This window comes from Embleya sp. NBC_00896, assembly GCF_045207785.1.
Lineage (GTDB): Bacteria > Actinomycetota > Actinomycetes > Streptomycetales > Streptomycetaceae > Embleya.
Genome location: NZ_CP108776.1, coordinates 4,740,944 through 4,767,886, shown reverse-complemented (window position 1 = coordinate 4,767,886; position 26,943 = coordinate 4,740,944). Strand labels below are relative to the sequence as shown.

The 26,943-nt window shown below is 70.5% G+C and carries 22 protein-coding genes, 1 other RNA gene and 1 pseudogene; 5 read left to right on the top strand and 19 right to left on the bottom strand.

Going from position 1 to position 26,943, the window contains the following annotated elements:
• Positions 1–45 precede the first annotated feature (45 nt).
• Both OG928_RS21680 and OG928_RS21675 read left to right on the top strand, forming a co-directional pair.
• Positions 46–693: an ABC transporter permease gene (locus OG928_RS21680; protein WP_406286280.1), complete on the top strand. Its 648-nt coding sequence runs from the start codon at positions 46–48 to the stop codon at positions 691–693.
• Positions 686–1,441: pseudogene (locus OG928_RS21675) on the top strand (ABC transporter ATP-binding protein); the annotation flags it as partial. The gene OG928_RS21680 and the pseudogene OG928_RS21675, both read left to right, overlap by 8 nt.
• 231 nt (positions 1,442–1,672) lie before the next feature.
• Here the strand turns inward: OG928_RS21675 and OG928_RS21670 are convergent.
• From OG928_RS21670 to OG928_RS21660, 3 genes are all read right to left on the bottom strand, one after another.
• Positions 1,673–2,443 carry a PDZ domain-containing protein gene (locus tag OG928_RS21670; RefSeq protein WP_406286278.1) on the bottom strand — a complete coding sequence of 257 codons (771 nt, stop codon included), beginning with the start codon at positions 2,441–2,443 and terminating at the stop codon, positions 1,673–1,675.
• A 53-nt stretch (positions 2,444–2,496) separates the two neighbouring features.
• The gene (locus OG928_RS21665) at positions 2,497–3,168 is read right to left on the bottom strand and encodes an IclR family transcriptional regulator (RefSeq protein ID WP_406291117.1); all 672 of its coding nucleotides are present in this window, start codon (positions 3,166–3,168) and stop codon (positions 2,497–2,499) included.
• Positions 3,169–3,936: 768 nt separating this feature from the next.
• Positions 3,937–5,724 carry a DEAD/DEAH box helicase gene (locus OG928_RS21660; RefSeq protein ID WP_406286276.1) on the bottom strand — a complete coding sequence of 596 codons (1,788 nt, stop codon included), beginning with the start codon at positions 5,722–5,724 and terminating at the stop codon, positions 3,937–3,939.
• A 261-nt stretch (positions 5,725–5,985) separates the two neighbouring features.
• On the opposite strand from OG928_RS21660, the gene OG928_RS21655 reads away from it, so the two are divergent.
• Positions 5,986–7,227 (top strand): MFS transporter, encoded by a 1,242-nt coding sequence (locus OG928_RS21655; protein ID WP_406286273.1) that lies wholly within the window; start codon positions 5,986–5,988, stop codon positions 7,225–7,227.
• An 86-nt stretch (positions 7,228–7,313) separates the two neighbouring features.
• On the opposite strand, the gene OG928_RS21650 is transcribed toward OG928_RS21655, so the two are convergent.
• From OG928_RS21650 to OG928_RS21610, 9 genes are all read right to left on the bottom strand, one after another.
• Complete coding sequence (locus tag OG928_RS21650) at positions 7,314–8,324, bottom strand: aminoglycoside phosphotransferase family protein (RefSeq protein WP_406286270.1); 1,011 nt, start codon at positions 8,322–8,324, stop codon at positions 7,314–7,316.
• Between the two features lie 2 nt (positions 8,325–8,326).
• Positions 8,327–10,816 carry a hypothetical protein gene (locus OG928_RS21645; protein ID WP_406286267.1) on the bottom strand — a complete coding sequence of 830 codons (2,490 nt, stop codon included), beginning with the start codon at positions 10,814–10,816 and terminating at the stop codon, positions 8,327–8,329.
• 103 nt (positions 10,817–10,919) lie between these two features.
• Positions 10,920–12,323 carry an MFS transporter gene (locus OG928_RS21640; RefSeq protein WP_406286264.1) on the bottom strand — a complete coding sequence of 468 codons (1,404 nt, stop codon included), beginning with the start codon at positions 12,321–12,323 and terminating at the stop codon, positions 10,920–10,922.
• Positions 12,324–12,440: 117 nt separating this feature from the next.
• Positions 12,441–14,615 (bottom strand): xanthine dehydrogenase family protein molybdopterin-binding subunit, encoded by a 2,175-nt coding sequence (locus tag OG928_RS21635; protein ID WP_406286262.1) that lies wholly within the window; start codon positions 14,613–14,615, stop codon positions 12,441–12,443.
• Entirely contained in the window at positions 14,612–15,178 is a 567-nt protein-coding gene (locus tag OG928_RS21630; protein ID WP_406286260.1) for a (2Fe-2S)-binding protein, read from the bottom strand. Before OG928_RS21630 ends, OG928_RS21635 begins: the two co-directional genes overlap by 4 nt.
• Positions 15,175–16,008 (bottom strand): FAD binding domain-containing protein, encoded by an 834-nt coding sequence (locus OG928_RS21625; RefSeq protein WP_406291115.1) that lies wholly within the window; start codon positions 16,006–16,008, stop codon positions 15,175–15,177. The genes OG928_RS21630 and OG928_RS21625 overlap by 4 nt, the downstream gene beginning before the upstream one ends.
• A gap of 141 nt (positions 16,009–16,149) precedes the next feature.
• On the bottom strand, positions 16,150–16,473 hold the full coding sequence (locus OG928_RS21620) for a DUF3039 domain-containing protein (RefSeq protein ID WP_406286257.1): 324 nt from the start codon (positions 16,471–16,473) through the stop codon (positions 16,150–16,152).
• Between the two features lie 160 nt (positions 16,474–16,633).
• Positions 16,634–17,191, bottom strand: coding sequence for a YqgE/AlgH family protein (locus OG928_RS21615; protein ID WP_406286255.1), 558 nt, complete (start codon positions 17,189–17,191; stop codon positions 16,634–16,636).
• A gap of 5 nt (positions 17,192–17,196) precedes the next feature.
• Positions 17,197–17,571 carry a hypothetical protein gene (locus OG928_RS21610; RefSeq protein ID WP_406286253.1) on the bottom strand — a complete coding sequence of 125 codons (375 nt, stop codon included), beginning with the start codon at positions 17,569–17,571 and terminating at the stop codon, positions 17,197–17,199.
• Between the two features lie 151 nt (positions 17,572–17,722).
• Between OG928_RS21610 and murA the strand changes: the two genes are divergently transcribed.
• Positions 17,723–19,066 (top strand): UDP-N-acetylglucosamine 1-carboxyvinyltransferase, encoded by a 1,344-nt coding sequence (gene murA / locus OG928_RS21605; protein WP_406286251.1) that lies wholly within the window; start codon positions 17,723–17,725, stop codon positions 19,064–19,066.
• Between the two features lie 168 nt (positions 19,067–19,234).
• Here murA and OG928_RS21600 read toward each other — a convergent pair whose 3' ends face one another.
• The 3 genes from OG928_RS21600 to OG928_RS21590 form a co-directional block, all read right to left on the bottom strand.
• Complete coding sequence (locus OG928_RS21600; protein WP_355539945.1) at positions 19,235–19,516, bottom strand: HU family DNA-binding protein; 282 nt, start codon at positions 19,514–19,516, stop codon at positions 19,235–19,237.
• Positions 19,517–19,749: 233 nt separating this feature from the next.
• Positions 19,750–21,156, bottom strand: coding sequence for an NAD-dependent malic enzyme (locus OG928_RS21595; protein ID WP_406286248.1), 1,407 nt, complete (start codon positions 21,154–21,156; stop codon positions 19,750–19,752).
• 391 nt (positions 21,157–21,547) lie between these two features.
• Positions 21,548–22,483 carry an ABC transporter permease gene (locus OG928_RS21590; protein ID WP_406291113.1) on the bottom strand — a complete coding sequence of 312 codons (936 nt, stop codon included), beginning with the start codon at positions 22,481–22,483 and terminating at the stop codon, positions 21,548–21,550.
• A 267-nt stretch (positions 22,484–22,750) separates the two neighbouring features.
• Between OG928_RS21590 and OG928_RS21585 the strand changes: the two genes are divergently transcribed.
• Positions 22,751–23,365, top strand: a complete 615-nt coding sequence (locus tag OG928_RS21585) for a TetR/AcrR family transcriptional regulator (RefSeq protein ID WP_406286247.1) — start codon at positions 22,751–22,753, stop codon at positions 23,363–23,365.
• 134 nt (positions 23,366–23,499) lie between these two features.
• Here OG928_RS21585 and ssrA read toward each other — a convergent pair.
• The 4 genes from ssrA to ftsX form a co-directional block, all read right to left on the bottom strand.
• Positions 23,500–23,869, bottom strand: a transfer-messenger RNA (tmRNA) gene (ssrA, locus tag OG928_RS21580).
• A gap of 135 nt (positions 23,870–24,004) precedes the next feature.
• A complete protein-coding gene (gene smpB / locus OG928_RS21575) occupies positions 24,005–24,484 on the bottom strand; it encodes an SsrA-binding protein SmpB (RefSeq protein WP_406286245.1) in 480 nt (159 codons plus the stop codon).
• 63 nt (positions 24,485–24,547) lie between these two features.
• Positions 24,548–25,819, bottom strand: a complete 1,272-nt coding sequence (locus OG928_RS21570) for a M23 family metallopeptidase (RefSeq protein ID WP_406286242.1) — start codon at positions 25,817–25,819, stop codon at positions 24,548–24,550.
• A gap of 180 nt (positions 25,820–25,999) precedes the next feature.
• Entirely contained in the window at positions 26,000–26,905 is a 906-nt protein-coding gene (gene ftsX / locus OG928_RS21565) for a permease-like cell division protein FtsX (RefSeq protein ID WP_406286240.1), read from the bottom strand.
• Between the last annotated feature and the right edge of the window lie 38 nt (positions 26,906–26,943).

Here is a 26,943-nt window from a genome sequence, read left to right as displayed (position 1 = left end):
CGGTAACCGACCCCGGTCAGCGCCGGGAACGCGGGAAGGGCCGCCTTGAGCTTCTGGGACTACGTCTCCAGCCGCCGTGAGCAGCTCTGGATCGAAGCCTGGATGCACGCGAACGCGGTGTTCCGGTGCATGGTCGTCGCGACCCTCGTCGGGGTGGTGATCGCGATCGCCACCTATCGCAGCGCGCTCGCGTCGCGGATCGCGATCGCCGGCACCGCGACGGTCCTGACCATCCCCTCCTTCGCGCTCCTTGGCCTGCTGATCCCGATGCTCGGGCTCGGCGCCGCGCCGACCGTGGTCGCGCTTGTGCTGTACGCGCTGCTGCCCATCGTGCGCAACGCGATCGTCGGCCTGGCCGGCGTCGATCCACAGCTTGTGGACGCGGCGCGCGGGATCGGGATGAACCGGGCGATGATCCTGATTCGGGTCGAGCTGCCGCTCGCGTGGCCGGCGCTGTTCACCGGCATCCGGGTGTCCACCCGGATGATCATGGGCATCACGGCGATCGCGGCGTACGTGTCCGGCTCCGGGCTCGGCAACGAGATCTTCAACGGCCTGGCCCGGCTCGGCAGCAAGGACGCGATCAACGCCGCGTGGGCGGGCACCCTCGGCGTGGTCGCGCTCACCCTCCTCTTCGACGCCGCCTACGTGCTCCTCGGCCGGCTGACCGTATCCAGGGGGATCCGTGGCTGACGTCACCGGTGCGACCATCCGGCTCGAGGAGCTCACCAAGCACTTCCCCGGGCAGAAGTCGGCCGCGGTCGACCGGGTCACGCTGGAGATCCCGGCCGGGCAACTGGTCGTGTTCGTCGGCCCGTCCGGCAGCGGCAAGACCACGACGATGAAGATGATCAACCGGCTGATCGAGCCGACCTCGGGGCTGATCTCGATCGACGACCGCGACGTGACCCGCCTGGACCCGGTCGAGCTGCGCCGCAAGATCGGCTACGCGATCCGGAACAGCGGCCTGTTCCCGCACATGACGGTCGGTCAGAACATCGCCCTGGTCCCGAAGATGCTCGGCTGGAGCCGGTCCGAGGTGTCCTCGCGGGTGGACGAACTCCTGGAGACCGTCGGCCTGGACAGCGGCGAGTTCCGCAACCGCTACCCGCGCCAACTCTCCGGCGGTCAGCAGCAGCGGGTCGGCGTCGCGCGGGCGCTCGCGGGCGATCCGCCGGTGCTGCTGATGGACGAGCCGTTCGGCGCGCTGGACCCGATCACGCGCGGCCACCTCCAGGACGAACTGATCCGGATCCAGCACGAGTTGCGCAAGACGATCGTGTTCGTCACGCACGACTTCGACGAGGCGGTCAAGCTCGGCGACAAGATCGTGGTGCTGCGCGAGCAGTCGCACATCGCGCAGTACGACACCCCCGAGGCGATCCTGACCAACCCGGCCGACGAGTTCGTCGCCGGCTTCGCCGGGGCGGGCGCCGCGCTCTGACGGTCGACGCTGCCGCGGGTGCGCGAGGTGGAGGTGAAGCCGTTCGAGGACAAGCCTCCCCAAGCCCGTCCGGCGCCTGAGGACAAAGCGGCTCAGCCCGTCCGGCGCTTGAGGACAAAGCAGTTCAGCCCGTCCGGCGCTTGAGGACAAGCCTCCCAAAGCCCGTCCACAGCCCAAGAACGCACCGATCAAGCCTGTCCGGCGCTTGAAGACAACCGCCACCCGCACTCAACACGACGGCACCTTCCCGCCCGTGTTCAACGCGTTCAAGGCGTCGACCGCCCCCGAAAGCGTCTCCACCGGGATCAACCTGAGCCCATTGTCCCCGGCCCGGTCGGCCTCTTTGCACTCGCCCTTGGGCAGGATGAAAACCGTCGCCCCGTCCCGCTTGGCGGCCAACAGCTTCATCGGCAGGCCGCCGATCTCGCCGACCTTGCCGTTGGCGTCGATCGCACCCGTGCCGGCGATCGTCCGGCCACCGGTGAGCTGACCCTCGGTCAGCTTGTCCACGATGCCGAGCGCGAAGAACAGGCCGGCGCTGGGGCCGCCGACGTCGGTCAGGTGCAGCGTGACCTTGACCTGCTCGGGCGACTTGTCGAGGTACTTCAGGGCCGCCATCGTCGCGCTGTCCTGCGACTTGACCATGTCCTTCACGTTGGACTCGACGACCTGCTCGATGCTCTTGCCCTCGGGGTAGACCGACTTCTTCGGCACGACCGCCTCCTCGCTGTCCCACCACGCGCCGATCAGCGAGGCGAGGCGACGCTCGTCGTCGCGTCCGCTCGCGTGGATCGTGGTGAGCAGGAAGTGTCCGGTCGTCGGATACACGGTGACGGGGCCCGAGATCTCGACCACCGGCCGCCCCGCGTCGTCGCCGAGCGTGTCGGCGGTCGCACCCGGCGTGATCAGGATGTACGGCATCGGCACCACGAACGCGAACACACAGAGGATCGCGACGAGGAGCAGGGACACCGGGAGGGTGAGCTTGGTACGGGCCACGGTTGGCAATTAAACACGGCGCGTGGAGCCACGCCGTACGGGACTCGTACCGGCTACGCGGCGGAGACCCTGACACCGCCCAATTCGTCGGACAGTTCGGCCGCCGCCTCGGCCACCCGCCGCCCCAGCCGCTCGGTGTCCAGGTTGCCGAGCGAGACGATTCCGACGCTCGACTCGACGGCGGCCAGATCCGGCACCGCGGCCGCGATCCCCGGGACCGTGTGGCGTCCGTCGCCGGGTGCGTAGACGTACGACCTGGGCATGTCGAGGCCCGCGAGCACCCGGCGGGCGGCCAGGATCGCCAGGCCCGCCGCGCCCGCGTCGAGCGCGTGGCGCGAACCGACCCGGTAGGCCACGTGGTAGTCGGTCCAGGTCGGTTCGGCGACGGCGACCACGAGCGCCTCCAGGCCGTCGACGATGGTCAGGTGCGCGGTGGCACCGGTCTCCTCGGCGAGCCGGCGCAGACATGGCACGGCCGCGTCCCGGACGAGCGGGTGCGCACGGCGGGCCAACTGCAGCGCGCCGAGCCCGAGCTTGGTTCGGCCGGATTCGTCCCGCCGGACCAGCCCGTGCTGTTCCAGGGTGGCGAGAATGCGATAGACGACGGTGCGATTGACTCCGAGCGCGGTGGCGATGTCGGGGACCGACATGCCGTCCGACGCGTCGGCGAGCAGTGCGAGGACCTTGAGCCCTCGGTCCAGGGTCTGTGACGTCTCGGCGACCACGAGTTCCCCTCCGTTCGCGTGACGTTGCATTACGTCCAGCGGCGTTCGGTCCCCGAACGGAACGCCACAATCGCGAGGCTGTGCGGCGCCAGGTCATGGGGCCAGAACACATGCTCGTCCACCACTCGGCATGCGGGCCGAGCAGAGTCCCACGTCCACGCAGGACGGTTTCTCCTGTGTGACACGTCGGAGGATCACGCTAACCAGGGAGGGCAGTTTTGGCACCGGATATCCGGGATACGGACAGGCAAAATATCAGATGAATCGGATCATTCACCCCAAACCACGCAAATCACCAATTGCGATGCGCATCATGTTCGAGGCCGAGAACCCCGTATTCACCAGCCGGACACCCCATCCCAACCAATGAGATACCCACCCGCGATCCCCTCCGACGTTTGAGCCCCACCAACCCCGTCCGGCACCTGAGGCCCCACCCAACACCCGAAACGAAACCCAGTCAGCCCGTCCGGCGCTTGAGGACAAGCCTCCCGAGCCCCACCCAACACCCGAAACGAAACCCAGTCAGCCCGTCCGGCGCTTGAGGACAACCCTCCCGAAACCCGCCCGACACCCGAAACGAAACCCACCCAGCCCGTCCGGCGTTTGAGGACAAGCCTCCCCAAGCCCACCCTCAGCCGAAGACGAACCCCATCAAGCCCGTCCGGCGCTTGAGGACAAACACCTGACGACCACCGCCCAGCCCGTCCGGCGCTTGAGGACCCGGCACCCGCCGGCCCGGCCCCACCCCCCCCGCCCAGGACCACCTCACCGCCCCGACGAGGACGTAGCCCACTCCCGGACCTTCCCGATCCGAGCCTCCAGCTGCCCCGCAGAGGCTTGCGCCACGGCCGGCCCGCCACACACCCGCCGCAGCTCGTTGTGGATCTGCCCGTGCGTCTGCCCCGTGCGGTGGTGCCACGCCGCGACCATGGTGTTGAGTTCCTTGCGCATGGCCGTCATCTGACGGTGCGTCACCACCGGACGCTGATCGGCCGGCTTCTCCGACAGGTCCGCCTCGTGGTCCGGCTTGCGACGACTCTTGGCGACCTGCTTGGCCTGCCGCGACTGCAGGAGCATCTGGACCTGGTCGGGTTCGAGCAGCCCGGGGAGGCCGAGGTACTCCTCTTCCTCCTCGCTGCCCACATGCGCCTGCAGGCCGAACTCCGCGCCGTCGAACAGCACCCGGTCGAACCGCGCCTCGCTCTCCAGCGCCTCGAACGCGAACTGCTCCTGCTGCCCCGGCTCGTCCTTCTGCGCGTTGGCCTGCGCGAGGAGGGCGTCCTCCTCGTCGTACATCCCGCCCTCCTTCTTGGGGCGGTCCAGGACGTGGTCGCGCTCGACCTCCATCTCGTTCGCGTGCTGAAGCAGCGTCGGAACGGACGGCAGGAACACGGACGCGGTCTCACCACGCCGCCGGGCGCGGACGAAGCGGCCGACCGCCTGCGCGAAGAACAGCGGCGTCGAGATGGTGGTCGCGAACACGCCGACCGCCAGCCGCGGCACGTCCACGCCCTCGGAGACCATCCGGACCGCGACCATCCACCGGTCCTCGGACGCGGAGAAGTCGTCGATCTTCTTCGACGCGCCGGTGTCGTCGGAGAGCACCAGCGTCGCGCCGTGCCCGGTGATCTCGCGGATCATCCGCGCGTACGCCCGGGCCGATTCGTGGTCGGTCGCGATCACCAGGCCGCCCGCGTCGGGGACCGCCTTGCGCACCTCGCCGAGCCGCCGGTCCGCGGCCCGCAGGACCTGCGGCATCCACGACCCCTGCGGGTCGAGCGCGGTCCGCCACGCCTGGTTGATCGCGTCCTTGGTCATCGGTTCGCCGAGCGAGGCCGCGATCTCGTCGCCGGCCTTGGTCCGCCAGCGCAGGTCGCCCGAGTAGGACAGGAAGATCACCGGCCGCACGACGCCGTCGGACAGCGCGTGCCCATAGCCGTAGGTGTAGTCGGCGGACGAGCGCCGGATGCCGTCCTTGCCCTCCTCGTACGCGACGAAGGGGATCGGGTTGATGTCCGAGCGGAACGGCGTACCGGTCAGCGCGAGCCGCCGGGTGGCCGGCTCGAACGCCTCCATGCACGCCTCGCCCCACGACTTGCTGTCGCCCGCGTGGTGGATCTCGTCCAGGATCACCAGCGTCTTGCGGTTCTCGACCCGGCGGCGGTGCAGCATCGGGTGCACGCCGACCCCCGCGTAGGTGACCGCGATCCCGTGGTACTCCTTCGAGACCGGGCCCGACGCGCTCGAATAGTTGGGGTCGATCCGCAGGCCTATGCGCGCGGCGGCCTCGGCCCACTGCTTCTTGAGGTGATCGGTCGGCGCGACGATCGTGATCTGGTGGATCACGTGCGCGTCGAGCAACTCGGAGGCGATCCGCAGCGCGAACGTCGTCTTGCCGGCCCCCGGGGTGGCGACCGCGAGGAAGTCGCGCGGTTGCCGTTCGAGGTAGGTGTCGAGGGCCCCCTGCTGCCACGCGCGAAGCTTGTTCGCGGTGCCCCAGGGGGCACGGTTGGGGAAAGCCGGGGACAGATGGGACGCGGCTGCGGTACTCACTGCGACGGGTCTGCTCCAAGCCGAAGGGGCGGTTGAGGGCAAGCGATCAGGCTACCCGAGGCCCGGTCGGGATCGACGCCGGCGCGGCGCGAGCGGCTCGGATTCGGTGGTACGCAACGGGCATTCGGCGCGAGTCGCGACACCGGGCGGGGCCGCCCTTACGCGGACAGCGGATTCATTCAGCCCAGCGCCGAACCGAGCCCCGCCGCCGATTTCCCAGGGAATCGTCTCGCCCAGGAACCCGACACATCGGAGACTCGAATGGCACCCTCCCCCGCCCAAGTCGCGCGGCACTCCCCATACCGGCCGATCCTCGCGCACCCCGTGCTGCGCCGACTGCTGCCCGGCTACGCGGTCTCGGCCCTGGGCGACGGCATGGCCGTGGTGGCGGTGGGCTGGCTCGCCGTCGAGATCGCGCCGGCCGACGGGCGCGGACTGTGGGTGGCGCTCGCGGTGGCGGCGTACACGCTGCCGGGGGCGCTGGGCGCGATCGTCCTCAACCGCCTGCTGCGCGGCCGCAGCCCCGCGCGGCTCGCGATGTGGGACGCGTTGCTGCGGGCCGGCGCGCTGGGCGCGATACCGCTCGCGCACCTCGCGGGCGCGCTGTCGATCGGGCTGTACGTCGGCCTGCTCGCGCTGTCGTCGGTGCTGCACTCGTGGGGTCAGGCCGGTACGTACACGCTGCTGGCGCGCCAGTTGCGCGAGGGCGACCACCTCGCGGGCAACGCGGTGTTCTCCACGATCGCGTCGGTGGCCACCATCGCGGGCCCGCTGCTCGCCGCGCCGCTGGTGGTGTGGGGCGGCGCGATCTCGGTCATCGCGGTCGACGCCGGGTCCTTCGCGGTTTTGGCCGGCACCCTGCTGTGGGCCGCCCCCGGACCCCAGGCCCCGGATCCCGCCGAGGCGGCGGACGCCTCCCGCGCGGGCGGCCTGGCCGTGATCCGCCGCGATCGCACGATGCGCAACCTGGTGATCCTCAGCATCGGGTTCTTCTTCCTGTTCGGCCCCGTCTACGTCGCGCTGCCGCTGCACGTGACCCACGACCTGCACGCGTCGGCGGGCACGCTCGCGGGCTTCTACAGCCTCTTCGGCGCGGGCGCGGTGCTCGGCTCGCTGCTCACGGGCTACCTGCGCCGACTGCCGTTGGGCCCGACCACGGCGGGCATCGTCGCGCTCTCCGGCCTGACCCTGCTCCCCCTGGGCCTGGGCGCCCCGACACCGGTGGCAATGGCGGGCTTCGCACTGCTCGGCCTGATGTGGCCGCCCTTCTCGACGATGTCCACCACACTCTTCCAACGCTCGGCCACCCCCGCCGAACTCCCCCGCGTACTGGCCGTGGTCTCCGCCATCCGCATCCTCGCGGTCCCCCTGGGCACCGCCCTGGGCGGCCCGACCACAACCACCCTCGGCCCCACCCCAACCCTCCTCCTCACCTCCCTCGCCCTCCTCCTCCTGGGCCTGACCGCAACAACCACCCTCCACCACAAGAACCAGCCCTCGTAGCCCACCAACCAGCTCACCCAACGCCCCGAAGACCCCAGGCCGCAGCAACAGCCGCCGTGTCCCGTCGGTTCGGCCGGCTCCGGTGATCACGGCTCGGACCCGGGAGTGTGCGCCCTCAGGGCCCACCGAACCTCGTCGAGGCCCAACGAATCCCCCGAGCCCCAGATCGCGCGCGCTCGATTGACCTTCATGGCCAACGAGTGCACGAGCCGTCTCTCGGTCTCGGGATCGGCCGCCGCCAGGATCAACTTGGAGTAGCGAACCGTGTCGACGAGGGCGGACTTGACCCGCTCATGGCGCATGTACACCGCCAGATCCGCGACCGCCTCGGCCTTCACGTCGTCCGGCATCACGGCGAACCACCCGAAGCGCACGGCTTCGGCTTCCTCGGGAAGGTAGTCCATCTTGTGCAGGTGCACGGCCAGGTCGTACAGCGGATCGCCCCACAGGGCCAGTTCCCAATCAAGGAAGCAGGTCCGGCCGGCCGCCACGATGAGGTTCTTGCGGTGGACATCGCAGTGCAGGACGCCGAACGGACGGCCCGTCATCGTGTGCCAGTCGGCCGTCACTCGGCCGAGTGGATCCTTCGGCACGCCCAACGCCGCGTACAAAGACGCGTAGGGCTGCCGAAACCGCTCCCATACGTCGGCCGTGACCGCCGAGAGCCGCGCCCCGAATCCCGCCGTATCGCGATCCTTCGGCCAATCCACCGGCACCCCGGGCAGGTCGTCGACGGGCACTCTCGACATGTCCAGGAAGAACCGCAGCACATCCGACACCAGATGCCGAGGAACCTCGACGCCCCGCGGCGCGATCGCGTCCACGACGTCACCGGACACGAAGCGATGGATCTGGAACGCCGGATCGGGTGAGACGTGCAGCACACACGGGATCGCCGACACCCACGGTGCGATCGCCCGGATCACGTCCTGTTCCGGCCAGACGCGCAGGTCCATGCCGTCCGCGCCATGAATCGGGATACGGACGATCACCGGACCCTGGTCCGTCTCGACGCGCACGTTGTCGTTGTAGAACCCGGATGCGCTTTTCCCCGATTCGCGTGCGGTGCGATAGAGCGTCAGCGGATCCGGCGTCATGCTCACTCCCCGAGAACGGTGGCTACCCATGCGTCGACTCTTCCCTCGATGGCCCCCAGGGAGTCGACGGGACGGATGGCCGCCCGAGCCCGGGCCAGCGGGGCCGCGTGCGCCGGCTGCTCCAAGCCCGATCTGCGCAGCGTGAACAGCGAAGCCAGCACGAGCGTGGGATACACCTCCGCCCCCTGGAACTCACGGATCGCCCACTCCGCGGTGCCGCGCGCGTTCTCCCGCTCACCCCGGTGCAACAGGATGAGCGACCTGACCAATTGGGCCCGGGCCGTCCCCGACCGATAGCGGGCACGCCCGAGCGTCTCCAAGGCGGTATCGAGCGTCGACTCCGCCTCGGCGATCCGGCCGCGACGCAGCAGGGCGAGCGCCTTCGCCGTATAAGCCTTGCCGAGTTCGTGCAGTGCGCCGATGTCACGCTGCATCGCGATTGCCTCGTCCGCGACGTCACCCGCGTGTTCGGGCTCGGTCCAGGCCAGGAACTCGGCCCGATTGACCGCCAGGTTCGCGAGGCAGACGGCCGATCCGGACTCCATGTAGTGCAGTTGCGCCTGATCCAGGCTGCTGCGGGCAGCCGGAAAGTCGAACGCGAATCGCCGGCCCAGATGGATCAGCCGGGCGGTGTCCCCACGCAGTTGGTGTTCGTTGCGATCGAGCGTGGCGATCAGGCCGTTCACCAGGTTCTCCGCGTCGCGAAAGCGCCCTCCTGCCATGTACAGGTCGGCGGCCCACAACCCGGCGCTTCTGCCTTCCGGCACAGTGGCCCCCTGCCACAGCGACGAATAGCGAGCCAATGCCTCGGATGTTCGGCCGAGCACGCGCAGCGCGTCCGCGCCGGCGAGCGCCAACCGCACCTGGGCCGAACTGTCGCCGTCGACGGCCCCGAGAGCCCGGGTCAGGGCCTCGGCGTGCTCGACGTCACCGACCAGGATCGCGGTCTCCGCCTCGACGCACCGCGCCGCCATCTCCAGCTCGGGGCGTGGACGGTCGCCGGCGGCACAAAATCGCAGGGCGTCCTCGACGACTCCGCCCAGGGATCGAATGCCGCCGCTCGCGGCGATCTCCGCCGCGATCGCGAGCAGCTCCGCCGCGGTGAACTCCCCGGCGTACATGCTGTGGAAGGCGACCTCGCGCAGTCGCACTCCGGTCGTCCTGCGGACGCTCGCGCCACCTGTCGCCGAACGGGCCGCCCGTTCACGCCAGAGGGCATGGAGTACACGGTGCACCGCCCGGCGGGTCGCGGGGCTCTGCCGTGCCCTCAGTTCGGCCGCCATCAACTGGTGCAGTTGGAACTGATCGGGTCCGGCCGGCTGGACGAACGAATACGCGGTCAGGGTCTCCCAGGTCAGCCGGTCCGCGGACAGCGCGAATGCCGCTCCGACGGTGCGGAAGATCTCGTAGTCGATCGTCCTTGCCACCGCGAGGAGTTCGAGCAGACGAACCTCCTGCGGGTCCACGTGTTGCAGAAAGCGTTCGAGGATCTCCTCACCCGACACGGCCCGGGTGAGCGCGGGTCGGCCCTCGGTTGCGCCGGTATCCGCGTCGAGGGCCAGGTTCAGGTAGAACGGCACGCCGGAACTCGCGCGGGCCAGGGCCGTGCGAGCGCGGACATCGGCGACCCCGTGGGCTTGGAGCAGTTCGACACGCGCGGGCATGGGCAAGCCGTCGAGTGGCACTCGGATCATGTGCGCGGCCCATTGACTGTCGTACGTCTCCCAGCCCAGCGGCTCACGACTCGCGATGAGCACCACGCCTCGGTCGAGCTGCGAAACGAGGTCCCGCAGCCACGCGTCGAGTCCGGCGGTGCGACCCGCGCGGGTACTGCCGCCGACCAAGGCCTCATACGCGTCGACGCACACGAGATAGTGCTTCTCCGCGCTCGCCCGACGCAGGTCCTCGGCAAACAGGAAGGTCGCGGCGTCGGCGAGTTCGACCGGATCGAGCTCGTCGAGCCGGTGCAGCGTCTCGTCGTTCCTGAGCCAGCGCCAACGCTTGAAGCGTTCGGACGACCGACCGGCGAGTTCCAGAAGTCCCGAGACGCTCCGAAAGACGGGCAGGCCGCCCACCGCGTCGGCGATGTCGGTGAGGACGTCGCTCTCCTGCCGCGCGGCAATGTCGGCAAGCGAGATCTGCAGGTGCGGGTGTAAGCGTTGCCACAACGCGAGGTACGCGAGGTCGTAGCGCGGAAACGACACGTCCTGGGCGCCGAAGCGCGCGCGCAACACCGCGAGTGCGGCGTCCTGTTCGCGCAGAGCCGGGATCTGCAGATCGAGGAGCGCGGTCCGGGCTTCGGACTCCAGCCGCAGTTGGCACTCCCGCAGGAAGCGTGATTTCCCGATTCCGCCGACCCCGGTCACGTTCACGACCCGCAGGCCGTCACCCGCATCGGCCCAGGCGTCCTCGAAGGCGGCCGTCGCCTCTTCCCGATCGACGAACCTCCTCTGCGAGCCCGCGGATCTACGAAATCGCGGTTGCAAGGGCATGAGGTCCCCAATCCTCGAAGCCGGCGCCGCAGCAGGCACTCGGGACTCAGGGTAGTCGGCGCGTCGCAGGAATCGGATGGGATTCGACCGCCGATCGGATCGCTCAGCTCGCTTCCGGGCGGCGGACGCGGGGGGCCAGGAGGGCGCCCACGAGGGTGACGGTGAGCATGATGGCGAAGATCAGGGTGAAGACGTCGCTGTCCTTGCCGGTGCCCTGGTGGAGGGCGGCGAAGATGGCGCCGGCCAGGCCGACCATCACGATGTTGCCCAGGGAGTCGGCGACCTGGAGGGAGGACGAGTTGGTGCCGGACTCCTCGGGCTCGGACAGGTCCAGGGTCAGCACGCTCACCGACGAGACCGCCATGCCCATGCCCGCGCCGCCGAAGAACCAGCCCACCGTGACCGTGTACGGCGACATCCCGGGCACCAGGGCCAGCAGCGCCCCGCCGATCGCGATCGCCACGAACAGGAAGCCCACCTGGACCAGTCGCGGCCGCCGCTCGCGCGGTGAGCGTCCCTGGAACCAGGACCCCAGCGCCCACGACAGCGCGCCCACCGTCAGCGTCAGACCGGCCTGAGTCGGCGACAACCCGTGTTCGCTGATCAGCATCAGCGGCACGAACGACTCGACCGCGAAGAACGCCCCGGCGAGCACGCCCCGGGACAGGATCACCGCCGGCAGCCCGCGCGCCGCCCGCAACGTGCCGGCGGGCAGCAGCCGGGGCACCGTCACCGCCATCAACGCCAGTCCCGCCACCAGCAGCAGCACGCCGACCACGTTCAGGCGCTGCCCGCCGTACTGGAGCATCCCCGCGCCCACCGACGCGCCGAGCGCCGCCCCGATCCGGCGCCGGTTCATCCGCGCGTCCGGGTCCGGCTCGCCCGCCATCCGCTTGAGCTGCGGCAGCATCATCGCGATCGGCAGCGCCACCAGCACCGGTATCGCCAGGAACACCCAGCGCCACCCGAGGTGGTCGGTCACCAGGCCCGACACCGGCGGCCCGACGATCGACGGCAGCACCCACGCCGCCGAGAACGCCGAGAACACCCGCGGCCGCAGCGCGGACGGATACGCCCGGCCCACCACCACGTACAGCGACACGATCACGAGCCCGCCGCCGAGGCCCTGCACGGCCCGGCCCACGATGAACGGCCACATCGACTGCGCCGTGCCGGCCAGGACCAGCCCCGCCGCGAACGCCCCGATCCCGCCGAACAGCGGCAGCCGGGGTCCACGCGCGTCACACCACTCGCCGGAGAACACCATGGCCAGCAGGCTCGTGGTGAAGAACCCGGAGAACGCCAGGGCGTACAGCGGCACGCCGTCCAGTTCCTTGACCGCCACCGGCATCGCGGTGCCCACGGCCATCGCCTCGAAGGCGATCAGCAGGACCACCGACACGATCCCGAGCGTGAGTTGGAGATAGGGCCGGGTCAGGACGCCCGGCTCCGTGTCGTGCTTGTCGGCACTCCGTCGTGCTCGCTTCGACTCCCCTACGGCTGTCACCGAAGCAGCCTAGAGGTTCGTCGGACAAGCCTCTTATCACCGAGATCGACGCAGCCTCTCAATCCGAGCAGCACAGCCGCGCGGCCGGGGTCGAGGCCGAGGCCGCAGCCGCGGTGCCTAGTCCACCACCACGTCCCGCGGCCGCAACGGCAGCCGCGGCAGCTCCAACCCGGTCGCGTCCCGCACCGCCGCCGCCACCGCCGCCGGCACCGGCACGATCGCCGCGTCCCCCAGCCCCTTCGCGCCGAACGGCGCGCCCGGCTGCGGCTCCTCGATCCAGGCGGCGACCCGGACCGGCGGTACGTCCCACGTGCCCGGCGGCGCCCACGCCGACTCGGGGTCCTCCATCAGCGCGAGCCCGACCCCCATCGCCACCGAACTCTCCACCCGTACCCGGGCCTGCGCCGGATCCAGCACCCGCCCCGCGTCATAGGCCCCGGTCACGTCCACCACCCGGATCGTGCCCAGCTCCGGATCCAGGTCGACCACCACCCGGCAGGCCGAGAACGCGACCGCCGGGTACGCGTTGCCCTGCCCCGCGTCGTCCAGCGGCTCGGTGCTCGGCGCCCGACACGCGCCCGCCGTCGTCACCGTCGCGGTGTCCTCGTACATCACGTCCACCGACAGGTCGATCAGCCCGTCGTACGACTTGATCCGCCCGTCCCGCACGTCCAACAACCGCGCCGTCATCCCGTACCTGGCCGCCACCGGCGCCAGCAAGCGCTCCCGGATCTCCCGCGCCGCCTGCTCGACCGCACCCGCCGTCAGCCAGGTATGCCGCCCCACGCCCGGCGCCCCCGCCGTCGGCAGCGCCGTACCCGCCTGCAACACGATCGCGTCCGGCACGCCCAGCACCTCGTCGACGATCTGCCGGACCAGCGTCACGAAGCCCTGCCCGACCTCGACCGCCGCGCACGTCACCGTCACCACCCCGCCGTCGAGCCGCACGGTCGCCGTCGACGTCTCGTCGGCCCCCTCGATCCCGAGCAACGGCATCAGCCCGACCGCGTACCCGGTCCCGCGCAACGTCCCCGGCGCGGGCGGCGCCGGCGGCGGCGCGGCCTCCGCGACCGCCCGCAGCGCAGCCCCCACCGGCACCGGACCGTCCAGGATCTGACCCGTCGTCAGCATCGTCCCGGTACTCAACGCGTTGCGCAGCCGCAACTCGACCGGGTTCATCCCGAGCGCGTCCGCGAGCTTGTCCATCTGCGCCTCGTGCGCGAAGCACACCTGCACCGCGCCGGGCCCGCGCATGTTCCCCGCCGGCGGGTTATTGGTCCGCACCGCCCACGCGTCGACGACCGCGTACGGCACCATGTACGGCCCCGCCGCGCAGCCCACGAGCCGCCCCACCACCTCCGGCGAGACCCCTGCGTACGCGCCGCCGTCGAGGATGATCTGCGCCTCGACCGCGAGCAGCCGGCCGTCGCTGTCGGCCCGGTGCGTGTACTTCATCCGCGCCGCGTGCCGATGCCCGCCCAGGCGCAGCGACTCCTCCCGATCGAGCACCGCCTTGACCGGCCGGCCGGTGCGCAGCGCGAGCAGGCCGACCACCGCGGTGAGCCCGACGTCCTCCCTGGTGCCCGAGGACCCGCCGGCACCGGTCGGCATCAGCCGCACCATCCCGGCCGGCAGCCCCAGGCACTCGGCGACCTGGTCGCGGTCCGCGTGCGGGTACGGCGACGCCACGTGCAGTTCGACCCCGCCGTCCGGCGAGGGCAGCGCGAGCGCGGCGTCGGTGGCGGGATTGGCCTGGTACTGCGCGGGGACCTCGTACAGCCCCTCCACCACGACCTCCTGCACCGGCGTCCCGTCCCGGCGCAGCGTCACCGGCCGGCCGTGCCGCAGCGCGATGTGCCGCAGCACGTTGCCGTCGGGGTGCAACGGCGGCCCCGCGAAGGAGTGTTCGGGGTCGGACGCGACCTCGAGCGGCCCGTACGACACCGCGACCGCCGCGGCCCCGGCCTTCGCCGCCTGCAACGTCTCCGCCGCGACCGCCGCGACCGCCTCCCCGGCGAAGCGCACGACGCTGTCGGCGAGCACCGGCCGATCCGCCACGATCACGCCGTGGCAGGACCCGGTCGGCAGGTCCGCGGCCGTCACCACCCCGCGCACACCCGGCACCGCGTACGCCGGGCCGACGTCGATGCCCAGGATCCGCGCGTGCCGGTGCGGCGAGCGCACCAGCACGCACCACAGCAGGCCGGGGGCCCACAGGTCGCCCGTGAACGAAAACCGCCCGCGTGCCTTGGCGTCCCCGTCGGGGCGCGGTGCGGACCCCCCGATGCTCACTCGGCGCCGCCGGTGGCCGGTGGCGCTATCACGTTGAACATCATGGTCGAGTGGGTCTCCTGCGGTACCCGCCGGCGCGCCACCGCGCGGACGGCTTCCACCATCGGGTGCGGGCCGGCGCACCGACAGGGGTGCCCGTCCAGCGCGCGCCGGACCTCCACCTCGTCCGGCTCCGGCGAACGCGCGAGGAGCGCGCACGCGGACGCGACCACCCCGGGCACGCAGTAGCCGCACTGGACCGCGCCGAACTCGACGAGGGCGCGCTGCACGTCGGCGGTCTCGTTGTCGTTGTCCAGGTCCTCGATCGTGCGCACCTCCCGGTCGCCGAGCGTCGCCGCCGCGACCAGGCAGGCGGCGACCGCGACCCCGTCGAGGTGCACCGTGCAGGTCCCGCACACGCCCTGCCCGCAGCCGTCCTTGGCCCCCGGCAGCCCGAGCCGCTCGCGCAGCACGTACAGCAGGTTCTCGCCGATCCACGCGTTCTCGATCAGCCGCGCCTCGCCGTTGACCCGCAGGATGTACGACGTCGTGGGCGCGTCGTCGAAGCCCGGCCCGGCGGTCATCCGCCGAACGCCCGTTGTACGGCGCGGCGTGCGCACACCGCGACCACGTGCCGCAGGTGCGCCCGGGTGGCCCGCTGTTCGGCCTCGGGCCGGACCTCGTCCGCGACCAGTCGGCCGAAGTCGGCCGCGTCGCGCGCGTCCACGAGTCGGCCCGTGTGCGCGTCGATCCGCCCCGCCAACCACTCCTCCGCCCCGAACGCGCGAACCGGCCCGGGATGCGCGCCGCCGATCGCGCATCGCACGTCGCCGACCACCGCGCCGGCCACGAGCGCGAGCGTCAGGTACCGCCCACCCCCGACCGGCGCCTTCATGAACTCCTGGACGCCGCGCAGCAGGGGCACCCGCACGCCGGTGATCAACTCGCCCGGCCGCAACAGCTGTTCGGCGATCGGACCCTCCTTGGGCGCGAGCAGATGCGGCGCGACCTCACGCACGCCGCCCGGCGAACGGCACGACACGGTGGCCTCCAGGGCCGCGAGTACGGGCAGGGAGTCGGCGGCTCGGCCGCTCGAGAGGATGTTGCCTCCCAGGGTGCCCATCGCGCGCACCTGCGCGGTGCCCACCTCGTTGGCGGCGGCGGCCAGCGCCGGTACGAGCGAGGCCAGATCGGTCCCCGCGAGCCGGGCCCAGGTGAGTCCGGCGCCGAGCATGGCGAAGCCGTCCTCGTAACCCCACCGGCGCAGATCGGCGACCTTCGCGAGCCCGATCAGGGCGGGCGGTCGCAGCGTTCCGGCGTTGACGCGGGGCATGAGGTCGGTCCCCCCGGCAACCGGCATCGCCCGGGGATCGCGCGCGAGTGCCTCCACGGCCTCGTCGAGCGACAGCGGCATCAAGATCGTCGCGTCCACAGCGTCGCCCACCCTATTGGCAGCCACCCTCGAACGGGCGGTCCAGGTCGAGATTCGGCACAACGCGAGAGGCGCCGACCACTTGGTCGACGCCTCGGCACCGCGACACCCACGAAACGGCGACTACTTACCGCCGCTCGAACCGCCCTTGCCGCCCTTGCCGCTCTTGTCCTTGTCCCCGCCGCCGGCGGGCATCGTCTCGTAGATCTCCTTGCACATCGGGCAGACCGGGTACTTCTTCGGGTCGCGACCCGGTACCCACACCTTCCCGCACAGGGCGATGACCGGACTCCCGGACATCGCGCTTTCCATGATCTTGTCGCGCTGGACATAGTGCGCGAAACGCTCGTGGTCACCGTCGCCGTGGGAGAGCTGCGGCGTCTCCTCGATCAGCGTGCCGGTGCCCGTCCCGTGCTCCGGCTCCGGGAAGCTCTGGGGAGTGGTCATGCGATCCAGTCTAACCAGCGCCGGCGGCGGCGACCCCGGCCCCGTCACCCGGACGGAAGCCGGTGCCGTGATCGGAAAGGTTCACCGGTTCCCGGCGCCCGGCACCGGTGCCGGGCGCCGCGACGGGGCAGGCGTTGCCGGGCGCGGCGCTGGACACGCCCTAGTTCAGCGTGGGGTCCTCGGGATAGGTCGCGACCATCGCCAACTCGCCCACCTGGCGACGCAACACCGCACGCCACAGCCGGTCCGGGTGCGGCGTGAACGCGTCCCCCGGCTCGGAGTCGACCACGTACCACGCGCCCGACTTGAGCTCGGTCTCCAACTGCCCCGGCCCCCACCCCGCGTAGCCCGCGAACACGCGCATCGAGCCGAAGTCGGACGCGACCAACTCGGGCGGTACGTCCAGATCCACCAGCCCCAGACCGCCGTGCACCCGCCGCCATCCCAGCGGCTCCGCGCCGCCCGGCACGGACGCGATCGCGAGCGCCGAGTCCATCGCGACCGGGCCGCCCTGGAACACCACGGACGGCTCGCTGACGATCTTCGACCACGGCACGAGCACGTCGTTGACATCGACCGGGCTGGGCCGGTTGATCACCACGCCGAGCGTGCCGTCCTCGTCGTGTTCCAGGAGGAAGACCACACACCGGTCGAAGTTGGGATCGGCCAGCGCGGGCGTGGCCACGAGCAGGCGTCCGGTGAGCGATACCTCGGTCATGGGGCTCATGATCCCGCAACCGTCGCCTCGTGTGACGCCACCCCGCGAGGAAGTCGGACCGCGAACGTCAGGCCGGCCGTCGCGCCGAACATGTCCGCGACCGCGTCCCACGCGTCGCCGCTGCGCCGCGCCAACAGGAAGTGCTGGACCAACTCGCTCTCGATCGCGTGCGCCGCGAGCCCCACACCGAGCACGAGCGGCCCGATTCCGACACGCCGACCGGTCCACGCCACGGCCGCGAACGAAAGAAAATGCACGATCTTGTCACGATGTGGAATGAATGTCGCCGGGTCACCTGGACTGCCCGGATTGAACAGGATCACCAGGTTCAGCACCACAGCCACCGCGAACGCCCAGTACGCGAGCCTGCCGCCGTTCATCCCAACCCCCCGAATACGGGTCGAACGACCCTCCGCTTTGGGCCCTTCGGCGCCGCGGGCCGGCACGGGAGAGAGGCGGATCCGACTACCGTGTAACGCTGTCGGTCCATCTTCCCTGTCGGCTTCGGTTTGCGAAGAAGTGCGAGGATTCATGCAAGACGACGTGCTCTTGGTTCACGGCGGTTCCCCGCTTGAGGGCGAGGTTCGCGTCAAGGGCGCCAAGAACCTGGTGCCGAAGGCGATGGTGGCGGCGCTCCTCGGCGAGGCGCCGAGCCGGCTGCGCAACGTCCCCGAGATCAGCGACGTGCGCATCGTCCGCGGCCTGCTCCAGCTGCACGGCGTCGCGGTGCGCGAGGGCGAGGAGCCCGGCGAACTGCTGATGGACCCGACCCAGGTCGAACAGGCCAACGTCGTGGACATCGACGCGCACGCGGGCTCCAGCCGGATCCCGATCCTGTTCTGCGGCCCGCTCCTGCACCGCCTCGGCCGCGCGTTCATCCCGGACCTCGGCGGCTGCATGATCGGCGACCGGCCGATCGACTTCCACCTGAGCGTCCTGCGCGAGTTCGGCGCGGTGATCACCAAGCGTCCCGAGGGCCTGTACATCGAGGCGCCCAACGGGCTCAAGGGCACCAAGGTCAGCCTGCCGTTCCCCAGCGTCGGCGCCACCGAGCAGGTCCTGCTCGCGGCGGTCCGCGCCGAGGGCACCACCGAGCTGTCCAACGCGGCGGTCGAGCCGGAGATCATAGACCTCATCTGCGTGCTCCAGAAGATGGGCGCGATCATCTCCGTCACCACCGACCGGGTGATTCGGATCATCGGGGTGGCCAAGCTCGGCGGCTACGACCACCGCGCCCTCCCGGACCGCCTGGAGGCCGCGTCCTGGGCCTGCGCGGCGCTGGCCACGCACGGCGACATCTACGTCCGCGGCGCCCGCCAGCTGGACATGATGACGTTCCTGAACGTCTTCCGGCAGGTCGGCGGCGCGTTCTCGATCGAGGACGACGGCATCCGCTTCTGGCACCCGGGCGGCCCGCTCAAGGCGATCGCCCTGGAGACCGACGTACACCCCGGCTTCCAGACCGACTGGCAGCAGCCGCTCGTGGTCGCGCTGACCCAGGCCACCGGCCTGTCGATCGTGCACGAGACGGTGTACGAGCGACGCCTGGGCTTCACGTCCGCGCTCAACCAGATGGGCGCGACGATCCAGCTGTACAGCGAGTGCCTGGGCGGCACCCCGTGCCGTTTCGGCCAGCGCAACTTCCAGCACTCGGCCGTCATCTCCGGGCCCGCCAAGCTGCACGCGACCGACCTGGACATCCCGGACCTGCGCGCGGGCTTCTCGTACCTGATCGCCGCGCTCGCGGCGGAGGGCACGTCCCGGGTGACCGGCATCGACCTGATCGAGCGCGGCTACGAGGACTTCCAGGCCAAGCTGGAGGCCCTGGGCGCCCGCGTGGAGCTACCGATGCGGATCGCCGAAAGCGTCGCCTAGATCGTCCCCGGACGGCGTCCGGGGACGATCCGGTGCCCTCGGGGCCGGTCCCCCGGACCCCGAGGGCCCGTGACGGGCCCTGAACGGCCCACGAAGGCCCGCGAATGCCGGAAGGGCGGCTTCCCCGAGGGGAAGCCGCCCTTCCGGTTCTACCGGGGCGCTACGGCCTTACTTGCCCGAGGCCGCGGCCTTGAGCTTCGAGCCCGCCGAAACCTTCACACCGAAGCCTGCCGGGATGTCGATCGGGTCACCGGTCTGCGGGTTCCGCGCGGTGCGGGCGGCACGGTGGGTCCGCTCGAAGGTGAGGAAGCCGGGGATCGAGACCTTCTCGTCACCCTTGGCGACGATCTCACCGACGACGTCGGCGAGCGCGCTCAGTACGGCGTCCGCGTCCTTGCGGGTCACGTCGGCGCGCTCCGCGAGGGCGGCCACCAGCTCACTGCGGTTCATGTGTCACTCCCGTGTCTTGCTGACCTCCGCCCGCCACCACAACGTGGTCACGGACGTGGTTCAGTCCAACTCGCTGTTCTTGCCCCGGGGACGAATCCTGCACTCATCCATGCCCGGAAGCTAATCAAGGACACGCGAAATCACTGGGAAAGCCCCGTGATTTCGCGGTTCCGGCAGATTACGGGGCCGTTCGGGGGCCTCTGCAACCGGGATGCGTACAGACAGTACGACGATCATCCCGCAGGGTTCTGCCGCTCCGCCAACACCGCGTCCCGCACCGCCGCGGCCACCACGCCGGCGACCTCCGGGTGGAAAACACTCGGAATGATGTAATTCGGGTTCACTTCGTCGTCGGAGACCACCGACGCCAGCGCCCGCGCGGCGGCGAGCAGCATCTCGTTGGTGACGTGCCGGCTCTGGGCGTCCAACAGGCCGCGGAAGACGCCCGGGAAGACCAGCACGTTGTTGATCTGGTTCGGGAAGTCGCTGCGACCCGTGGCGACCACCGCGGCGTGCTCCAGGGCCGCCACCGGGTCCACCTCGGGATCCGGGTTGGCCAGCGCGAACACGATCGAGTCGTCGGCCATCGCGGCGATGTCGGAGCCGTCGAGTACGTTCGGCGCCGAGACGCCGATGAACACGTCCGCGCCGACCACGGCCTCCTTGAGGGTGCCCGTGAGGCCCTGCTCGTTCGTGTGCTCGGCGATCCAGCGCAGGTCCTCGCCCATGCCGGTGCGGCCCGTGTGCACGACGCCCTGGACGTCCGCGGTCACGACGTGGCCGGCGCCTGCGGAGAGGAGCAGCTTGAGGATCGCCGTACCCGCCGCGCCCGCGCCGGACATGACAATGCGCACATCCTCGATCTTCTTGCCGACCACCCGCAGCGCGTTGGTGAGCGCCGCGAGCACCACGATCGCGGTGCCGTGCTGGTCGTCGTGGAAGACCGGGATGTCGAGCGTCTCGCGCAGCCGGCGCTCGATCTCGAAGCAGCGCGGCGCGGAGATGTCCTCCAGGTTGATCCCGGCGAAGCCCGGCGCCATGACCTGCACCGCGCGGACGATCTCGTCGGGGTCCTGCGTGTCGAGGCAGATCGGCCACGCGTCGATCCCGGCGAACCGCTTGAACAGGGCCGCCTTGCCCTCCATGACCGGCAGCGCGGCCTTGGGGCCGATGTTGCCCAGACCGAGCACGGCGGAGCCGTCGGTGACCACCGCGACGGTGTTGCGCTTGATGGTCAGCCGGCGCGCGTCGTCGGGGTTCTCCGCGATGGCCAGGCACACTCGCGCCACGCCCGGGGTGTAGATCATCGACAGGTCGTCACGGTTGCGGATCGGATGCTTGGACTGCATCTCGATCTTGCCGCCGAGGTGCATCAGGAAGGTTCGGTCGGAGACCTTGCCGAGGGTGACGCCCTCGATCTCCCGGACCGCCTCGACGAGTCGGTCGGCGTGATCGGTCGAGGTCGCGGCGATCGTGACGTCGATCCGCAGGCGCTCGTGGCCGGACGCCGTGACGTCGAGCGCGGTGATCGACCCCCCGGCGGATTCGACCGTGTTGGTGAGCCGACTGACCGACCGTCCCCCTGCGGGGACCTCCAGTCGAGCCGTGATCGAGTACGAGGCGCTTGGCGCTGCGGGCATGAACTCTTTCTCCTCCGATCGCTGCGGCGCCCCGTCTCCCACGGCGCCGCATCGCCTCCGATGGTCTCACTTCGTGGACACGGCCGGGCCCGGGGCCCGCTGTACCCGGGCCCCGGGCGCACGCAAACTGTGATCCTCGTCCTTCGTGATCGCTCCGGCCTCCGGGGGGCGGTCGGCTAGGCTGTCCCATGGCACCGGCTCGATCCAAGCCCCCGGGCCCAACCATTAGTCCCTTCGAGGGACCACTTGCCGCGAGGCGAGCATTGGCGGGTCGGTGTCCCAAGCATCACGAACCGGCGGCCCCGAACGGGACCGCCGGTTCGTTGCGTGGAGAGCCATCTCACCTGGTCGGGCCCTCGGCACTTCAGGGCGCACCGGTCGCAGTCGGCGGCTATTCGCCGCGTGCTCGCCTGAGCCCACTCGCGGCTACCAGCGCCGAGCCCAGGGCGATCCACGCGAGCAGCACGGTGAGGTGCTCGGCGGCGCCGTTGCCGTCGAAGAAGGCGACCGAGCGCAGCAGGTTGCCGCCCGCGCCCGGCGGCAGGAGTTGGCCGAGCGTGCCCCACGGCCGCGGGAGGAGTTCGGGAGCGCTCGACACTCCCGACATCGGGTTGCCGATCATGAACATGGTGAACGCCCCGACCCCGATGCCCGGCTTCCCGATCAGCGCGGCCAGGCCGATGATCGGCAGACCGACCGCGAGCATGAGCAGCGTCACCGCGCCCGCGTTGATCGCGTACGGCCCCGACAGGGCACCGATCCAGCCCTGGAGCATCCCCGCGGCCACGAGGCCGGCCAGGACGGCGAACAGGCCCGCGCCGGCGAGCCGCAGTCGCAGCTTCGGCACGGTCAGGGTCAGGAAGATCCCGCTGAGCATCGCGGTCAGCACGAGCGGCAGCACCGCGCCGCTCAGACCCGCGCCGCGCGGATCGTCGGCGGGAGCCGGTACGACGTCGACGACCGGCACCGGTCGGCCCTCGTTCGCAGCGGCCGCCACCTGCGGAAGCAGCTGTGCGACCGTCGCGCTCGCGGCCGACGCGGTCAGCAGGCGGGGCCCGTCCGGGCCGAGCACGATCGCGCCGTAGTCCCGACGGCCCTCGACCCGGGCCCGCGCCGCCGCCTCGTCGGCCACCGCGTGCACGGTGAACGCACCGGGGCGCTGCGCCTCCAGGCGGTCCGCGAGCGCGTCCACCGCCGCCCGCGGCCCCGCCACCGCGATCGGCAGGTCGCGCGGCGCGGAGCGGGCCCCGGGCCACCCGAACAGGGACAGCATGAGCATCTGCAGGACCACGAGCCCCACCGCGACCCCGGCCGCGATCCGCCACATCGGAATCACCGGCCGCTCCGCCGACGGCCCGACCGCCCCGGCTTCCGATCCGGGATCCGCTGTTGCGTCCGTCTCCGGTTCCGGTCGCTCCGAAGCGTCCCGCGACCGCCCGCGTACCTCGTCCGACGCGTCGTGCGACACGTTCTGCGACATCGCCCCTCCCTCGAGCCCCGAATCGAGGATCTTCATATTCATCACTTGAGGAAAACGATCCTGGGCGGCCCACCGGGCTTCTGTCAAGAAGAACGTTCGTTTTATTATCGACCCATGCCCAAGGTCAGCCAGGAACACCTCGACGCCCGCCGCCGCCAGATCCTCGATGCGGCCCGGAGCTGCTTCGCGCACAACGGCTTCCACCGCACGTCGATGCCCGACGTCTTCGCCGCGTCCGGCCTGTCCGCCGGCGCCGTGTACCGGTACTTCAAGGGCAAGGACGAACTGATCGCCGCGTGCTGCACCGACGCCCTCCAGGCGGTGGCCGCCGCCCTGCCGGACCCGAACACGCTCCGGATGGCCGGCGCCGGATCAGAGCCGCTCACCGAGACGCTGGACCGCCTGGTCGACACGGTCGTCGCCCTCGACGGCGAAGAGGGCATCGGCCGGGTCGCCATCCAGGTCTGGGGCGAGGCCATGCGCGATCCCGAGCTCGGTGCGCATGTGCGCGCCGAGTACAACGTCGTCCTGGAACGCCTCGTCGCGGTCTGCGCCGCGTCCCGCGACACCGGCGCCCTCCCCCCGACCGCCGACCCGAAGGTCGTCGCACTGGCCGTGATGGCCCTGCTCCAGGGCTTCATGGTCCAGCGCACGGTCCTGGGCCACACCTGCGCGACCGACTTCAAGGCGGGCGTCCACGCGCTGCTCGGCGTCGGCACCGACACCTGAAGCGGACCCGCTCGCCGGAATCGGGTTCGCCCGAGGCGCGCCACCCGAAGCGCAGACGAAGCGCGCACGAAGAAGCCCGGTGTACGAATACACCGGGCTTCTTCGTGGTCATCTTTTTTCAATTATTTCAACAGGGGTGGAGGTGGCGGGAATTGAACCCGCGTCCTACGGTGCAAAACCAGAGCTTCTCCGAGCGCAGTCCACAACGATTTTCTCAGCCCCGGTGTTCACGTGGACAAGACACCGACGGGCTCAGCTACTGTTTAGTGTTCCGTATGACCCCGTAGCCGGGTCGTACGGTGGAGTCCCCTAGATTATGCCAGGGTCCGGGGCGGGGACGCACCCGGTCTGACACCTTCGGATACTCGCTTAGGCAGCGAGGGCGAAGGAATCGCGCTTGGTATCGGCGATTATTTGTTTGCGACAGGTGGTTAACGAGATCATTGTCGCTTCCTCGGCTCGCTTCCTCTGCTTCGACAGCCGCAGTCGAAACCGATCACCCCCTATTGAGTTTTCAAGCAACCACCCGGGGCTCCGCGAAATCCGGAGACCGAGTGTCATGCTCGATGGTCACGCCCACTACACCCGCTCAGGCGCAACCACGCCCATCGTACGGTCCCAACACGGAACCGGTCCACTTCATTCCCGGCGGCCGCGCACGTACTTGGACATCACGCGATCGGTCTCGCGCTTGTCCTGCTGTTCACGCAGGGTCTGCCGCTTGTCGTAGTTCTTCTTGCCCTTGGCCAGCGCCAGTTCGAGCTTGGCCCGGCCGTCCTTGAAGTACAGGCTGAGCGGCACCAGCGTGTGACCCGATTCCTGGGTCTCGTGGATGAGCTTCTCGATCTCGTGCCGGTGCAGCAGCAGCTTGCGCTTGCGCCGCGCCGTGTGGTTGGTCCACGTGCCCTGCGAGTACTCCGAGATGTGCACGTTGTGCAGCCACACCTCGCCACCGTCGATGCTCGCGTAGCCGTCCACCAGGGACGCCTTGCCGGCCCGCAACGACTTGACTTCGGTGCCGGTCAGGACGAGGCCGACCTCGAGGGTGTCCTCGATGAGGTAGTCGTGCCGCGCCTTCTTGTTCTGCGCGATGAGCTTGCGCCCTGTCTCTTTCGCCATGGTCCCTGCATTCTCGCGCATGGCCGCAAACCCATTACCCCGGGCGGCACCGGGACGGCCGCGTCAGATCCACAGCGCGGGGTCGACGAACTCGCCGTCCACCAGGACCTCGAAGTGCAGGTGCGCGCCGGTGGACCAGCCGGTGTTGCCCGAGCGGCCGACCTGGCCGCCCCGGGCCACCTTCTGCCCCTCGCGCACGGTGATCTTGGACAGGTGGTTGTACGTCGTGGTCAACGCTACGCCGCCGACCCGGCCGTGCGAGACCACGACGCGGTAGCCGTACGCCGAGGTATAGCCGGTCTGCACGACCGTGCCCTCGCGGGCCGCCGCCACCGACGTGCCCACCGGGACCGCGAAGTCGGTCCCCGTGTGCAGCTTCGTGTACTCCAGGATCGGGTGGTAGCGCATCCCGAACTTCGAGCTGAGCGGGCCGCGGACCGGGTAGGACAGTGCGGCGCTCCGCGCCGAGCCCGAGGACCGGGTGCCGGAGCCGCCTTTCGAGCGGGTCGAGCGGGTCGGCGCGTTGTGCCGGTTCACCAGCTCGGTCAGCCGCTTCTGCTCGGCCCTGGTCACGCCGTAGCGCTGCTGGTCGGCCGCCTTCTCCTCGCGCGCGGTGTTCAACGCGGCCTGGCGTTGCGCCGCCAGCGTGTCCACCTTCGCCGTCGCCTCCGCCGCGGTCCGCTCCAGCGCGAGGACCTCGACCAGGTTCCGGTCCGCCTCCTCGTGCCGGAGCCGGGCCTCCTCGCGGCGCCGCTCCAGCTCGGCCCTGCGGACGTCGATCGCGTCCTTGGTGCGCTCCAGGCGGGCGATCGTCTCGTGGTCGGCCTGGAGCATCTGCCGATAGCCCTGGAGGCTGCTCAGCAGCTGCCCCGGGGTCTGCGCGCGCAGGATCATCGAGAGCTGGGCCATCCCCCCGTTGCGGTACGCGCGGCTCACGAGCCGGGTGACGTCGTCGCGCACCGACTCGGTCGAGGCCGCGACGTCGCGCAACTCGGCCTCCGCGGTGCCCACCGCGGCGATCGCGAGGTCCACGCCGTGGCTCAGCTCGGCCGTGTGGGCCCGCGCCTCGGCCGCCCGCGCGCGGGCCGCGTCCAGCGCGGCGCGGGCGCCCGGCGCGCCCGCCTCGGCCTCGGCGTACGCCGCCTCGGCCTTCGCGAGCCGGGCCAGCGAGGCGTCGAGATCGGTACGCATGTCCCGGGCCGCGGCGCCGTTGGGCTGCTTGCGGGCCCGGGCGTCACCGCCCCCGTCCGCGTACGCGGGCACGAAACCCACCGCGGCACCCGTGATCACCACGAGCGCGAGGAAGCCGAGTCGCCTCGTCCGAATTCTGCGCATGATCACATGAGATGCAGGATTCGAACGAATTGCCACGACCCACACCGATATGGAAGTAATACGAACCCGTCCGGGCGCACGCATACGTTCGACGGCCCCGCTCCGCCGAAGCGAAACGGGGCCGTCGGGCCGTCGGGCCGGATCCGGGATCCGGGATCCGAGTCGCGGGCGAACCGCGAGTCAGACCTTGAGGTACTTCAGCAGCGTGAGGAACGACGCGATCCCGGACATCAGCACGCCGAAGATGACCAGCAGCGGGAAGGTCCAGAGGACCGGCCCCCAGCCGATCAACTCGAACGCGTTGAACTGCTGCCCGAGGCCCTGTCTGACGCCGAAGAAGAAACCGGCGCTCAACAGACCGCTCGCCAACACGCCGCCCAGGAGCCCGGCGATCGCCGATTCCATGATGAACGGCAATTGGATGTACAGATTCGACGCGCCGACCAGCCGCATGATGCCGGTCTCGCGCCGGCGACTGAACGCGGATACCCGGGCCGTGTTGACGATCAACAGGATCGCCACCAGGAGCATGAACACCATGACGCCGATGGCGGCCAATTGCGCGTTCTTCAACAGCTTGAAGAACGGCTCCAGGATCTTGCGCTGGTCCTGCACCGACTGCACGCCCGGGCGGCCCGCGAAAGCGCTCGCCACGACCACGTACTTCGTCGGGTCCTTGAGCTTGACCCGGAAGGATTCCGGCAGCTGGTCCGCGGTCACGCTGCCCGAGAGCGGGGATTCCTTGTTCTGTTCCTTGAAGTGCTGGAACGCTTCCTGCTTTGTCTCGTAGTAGGTCTTCTCGACGAGCGGCATCCTGCTGAGTTCCGCGCGGATCGACTCGCGCTGCTCGTTCGACACCTCACCGCCCGCACAACCGGCGTCGTGGTCGCTCTTGCCGCACAGGAAGATCGAGACCTCGACCCGGTCGTACCAGAAGTCCTTCATCTCGTTCACCTGCACCCGCAGCAGCGCACCCGCTCCGGCCAGCGTGAGGGACAGCGCGACGCTGACGATCACCGCGATCGTCATGGTCAGGTTCCGGCGGAGACCGACTCCGATCTCCGAGAGGACGAACTGGGCGCGCATGATGTCCTAGTCGCTCGGGGCGCGGCCGGAATGCCGCG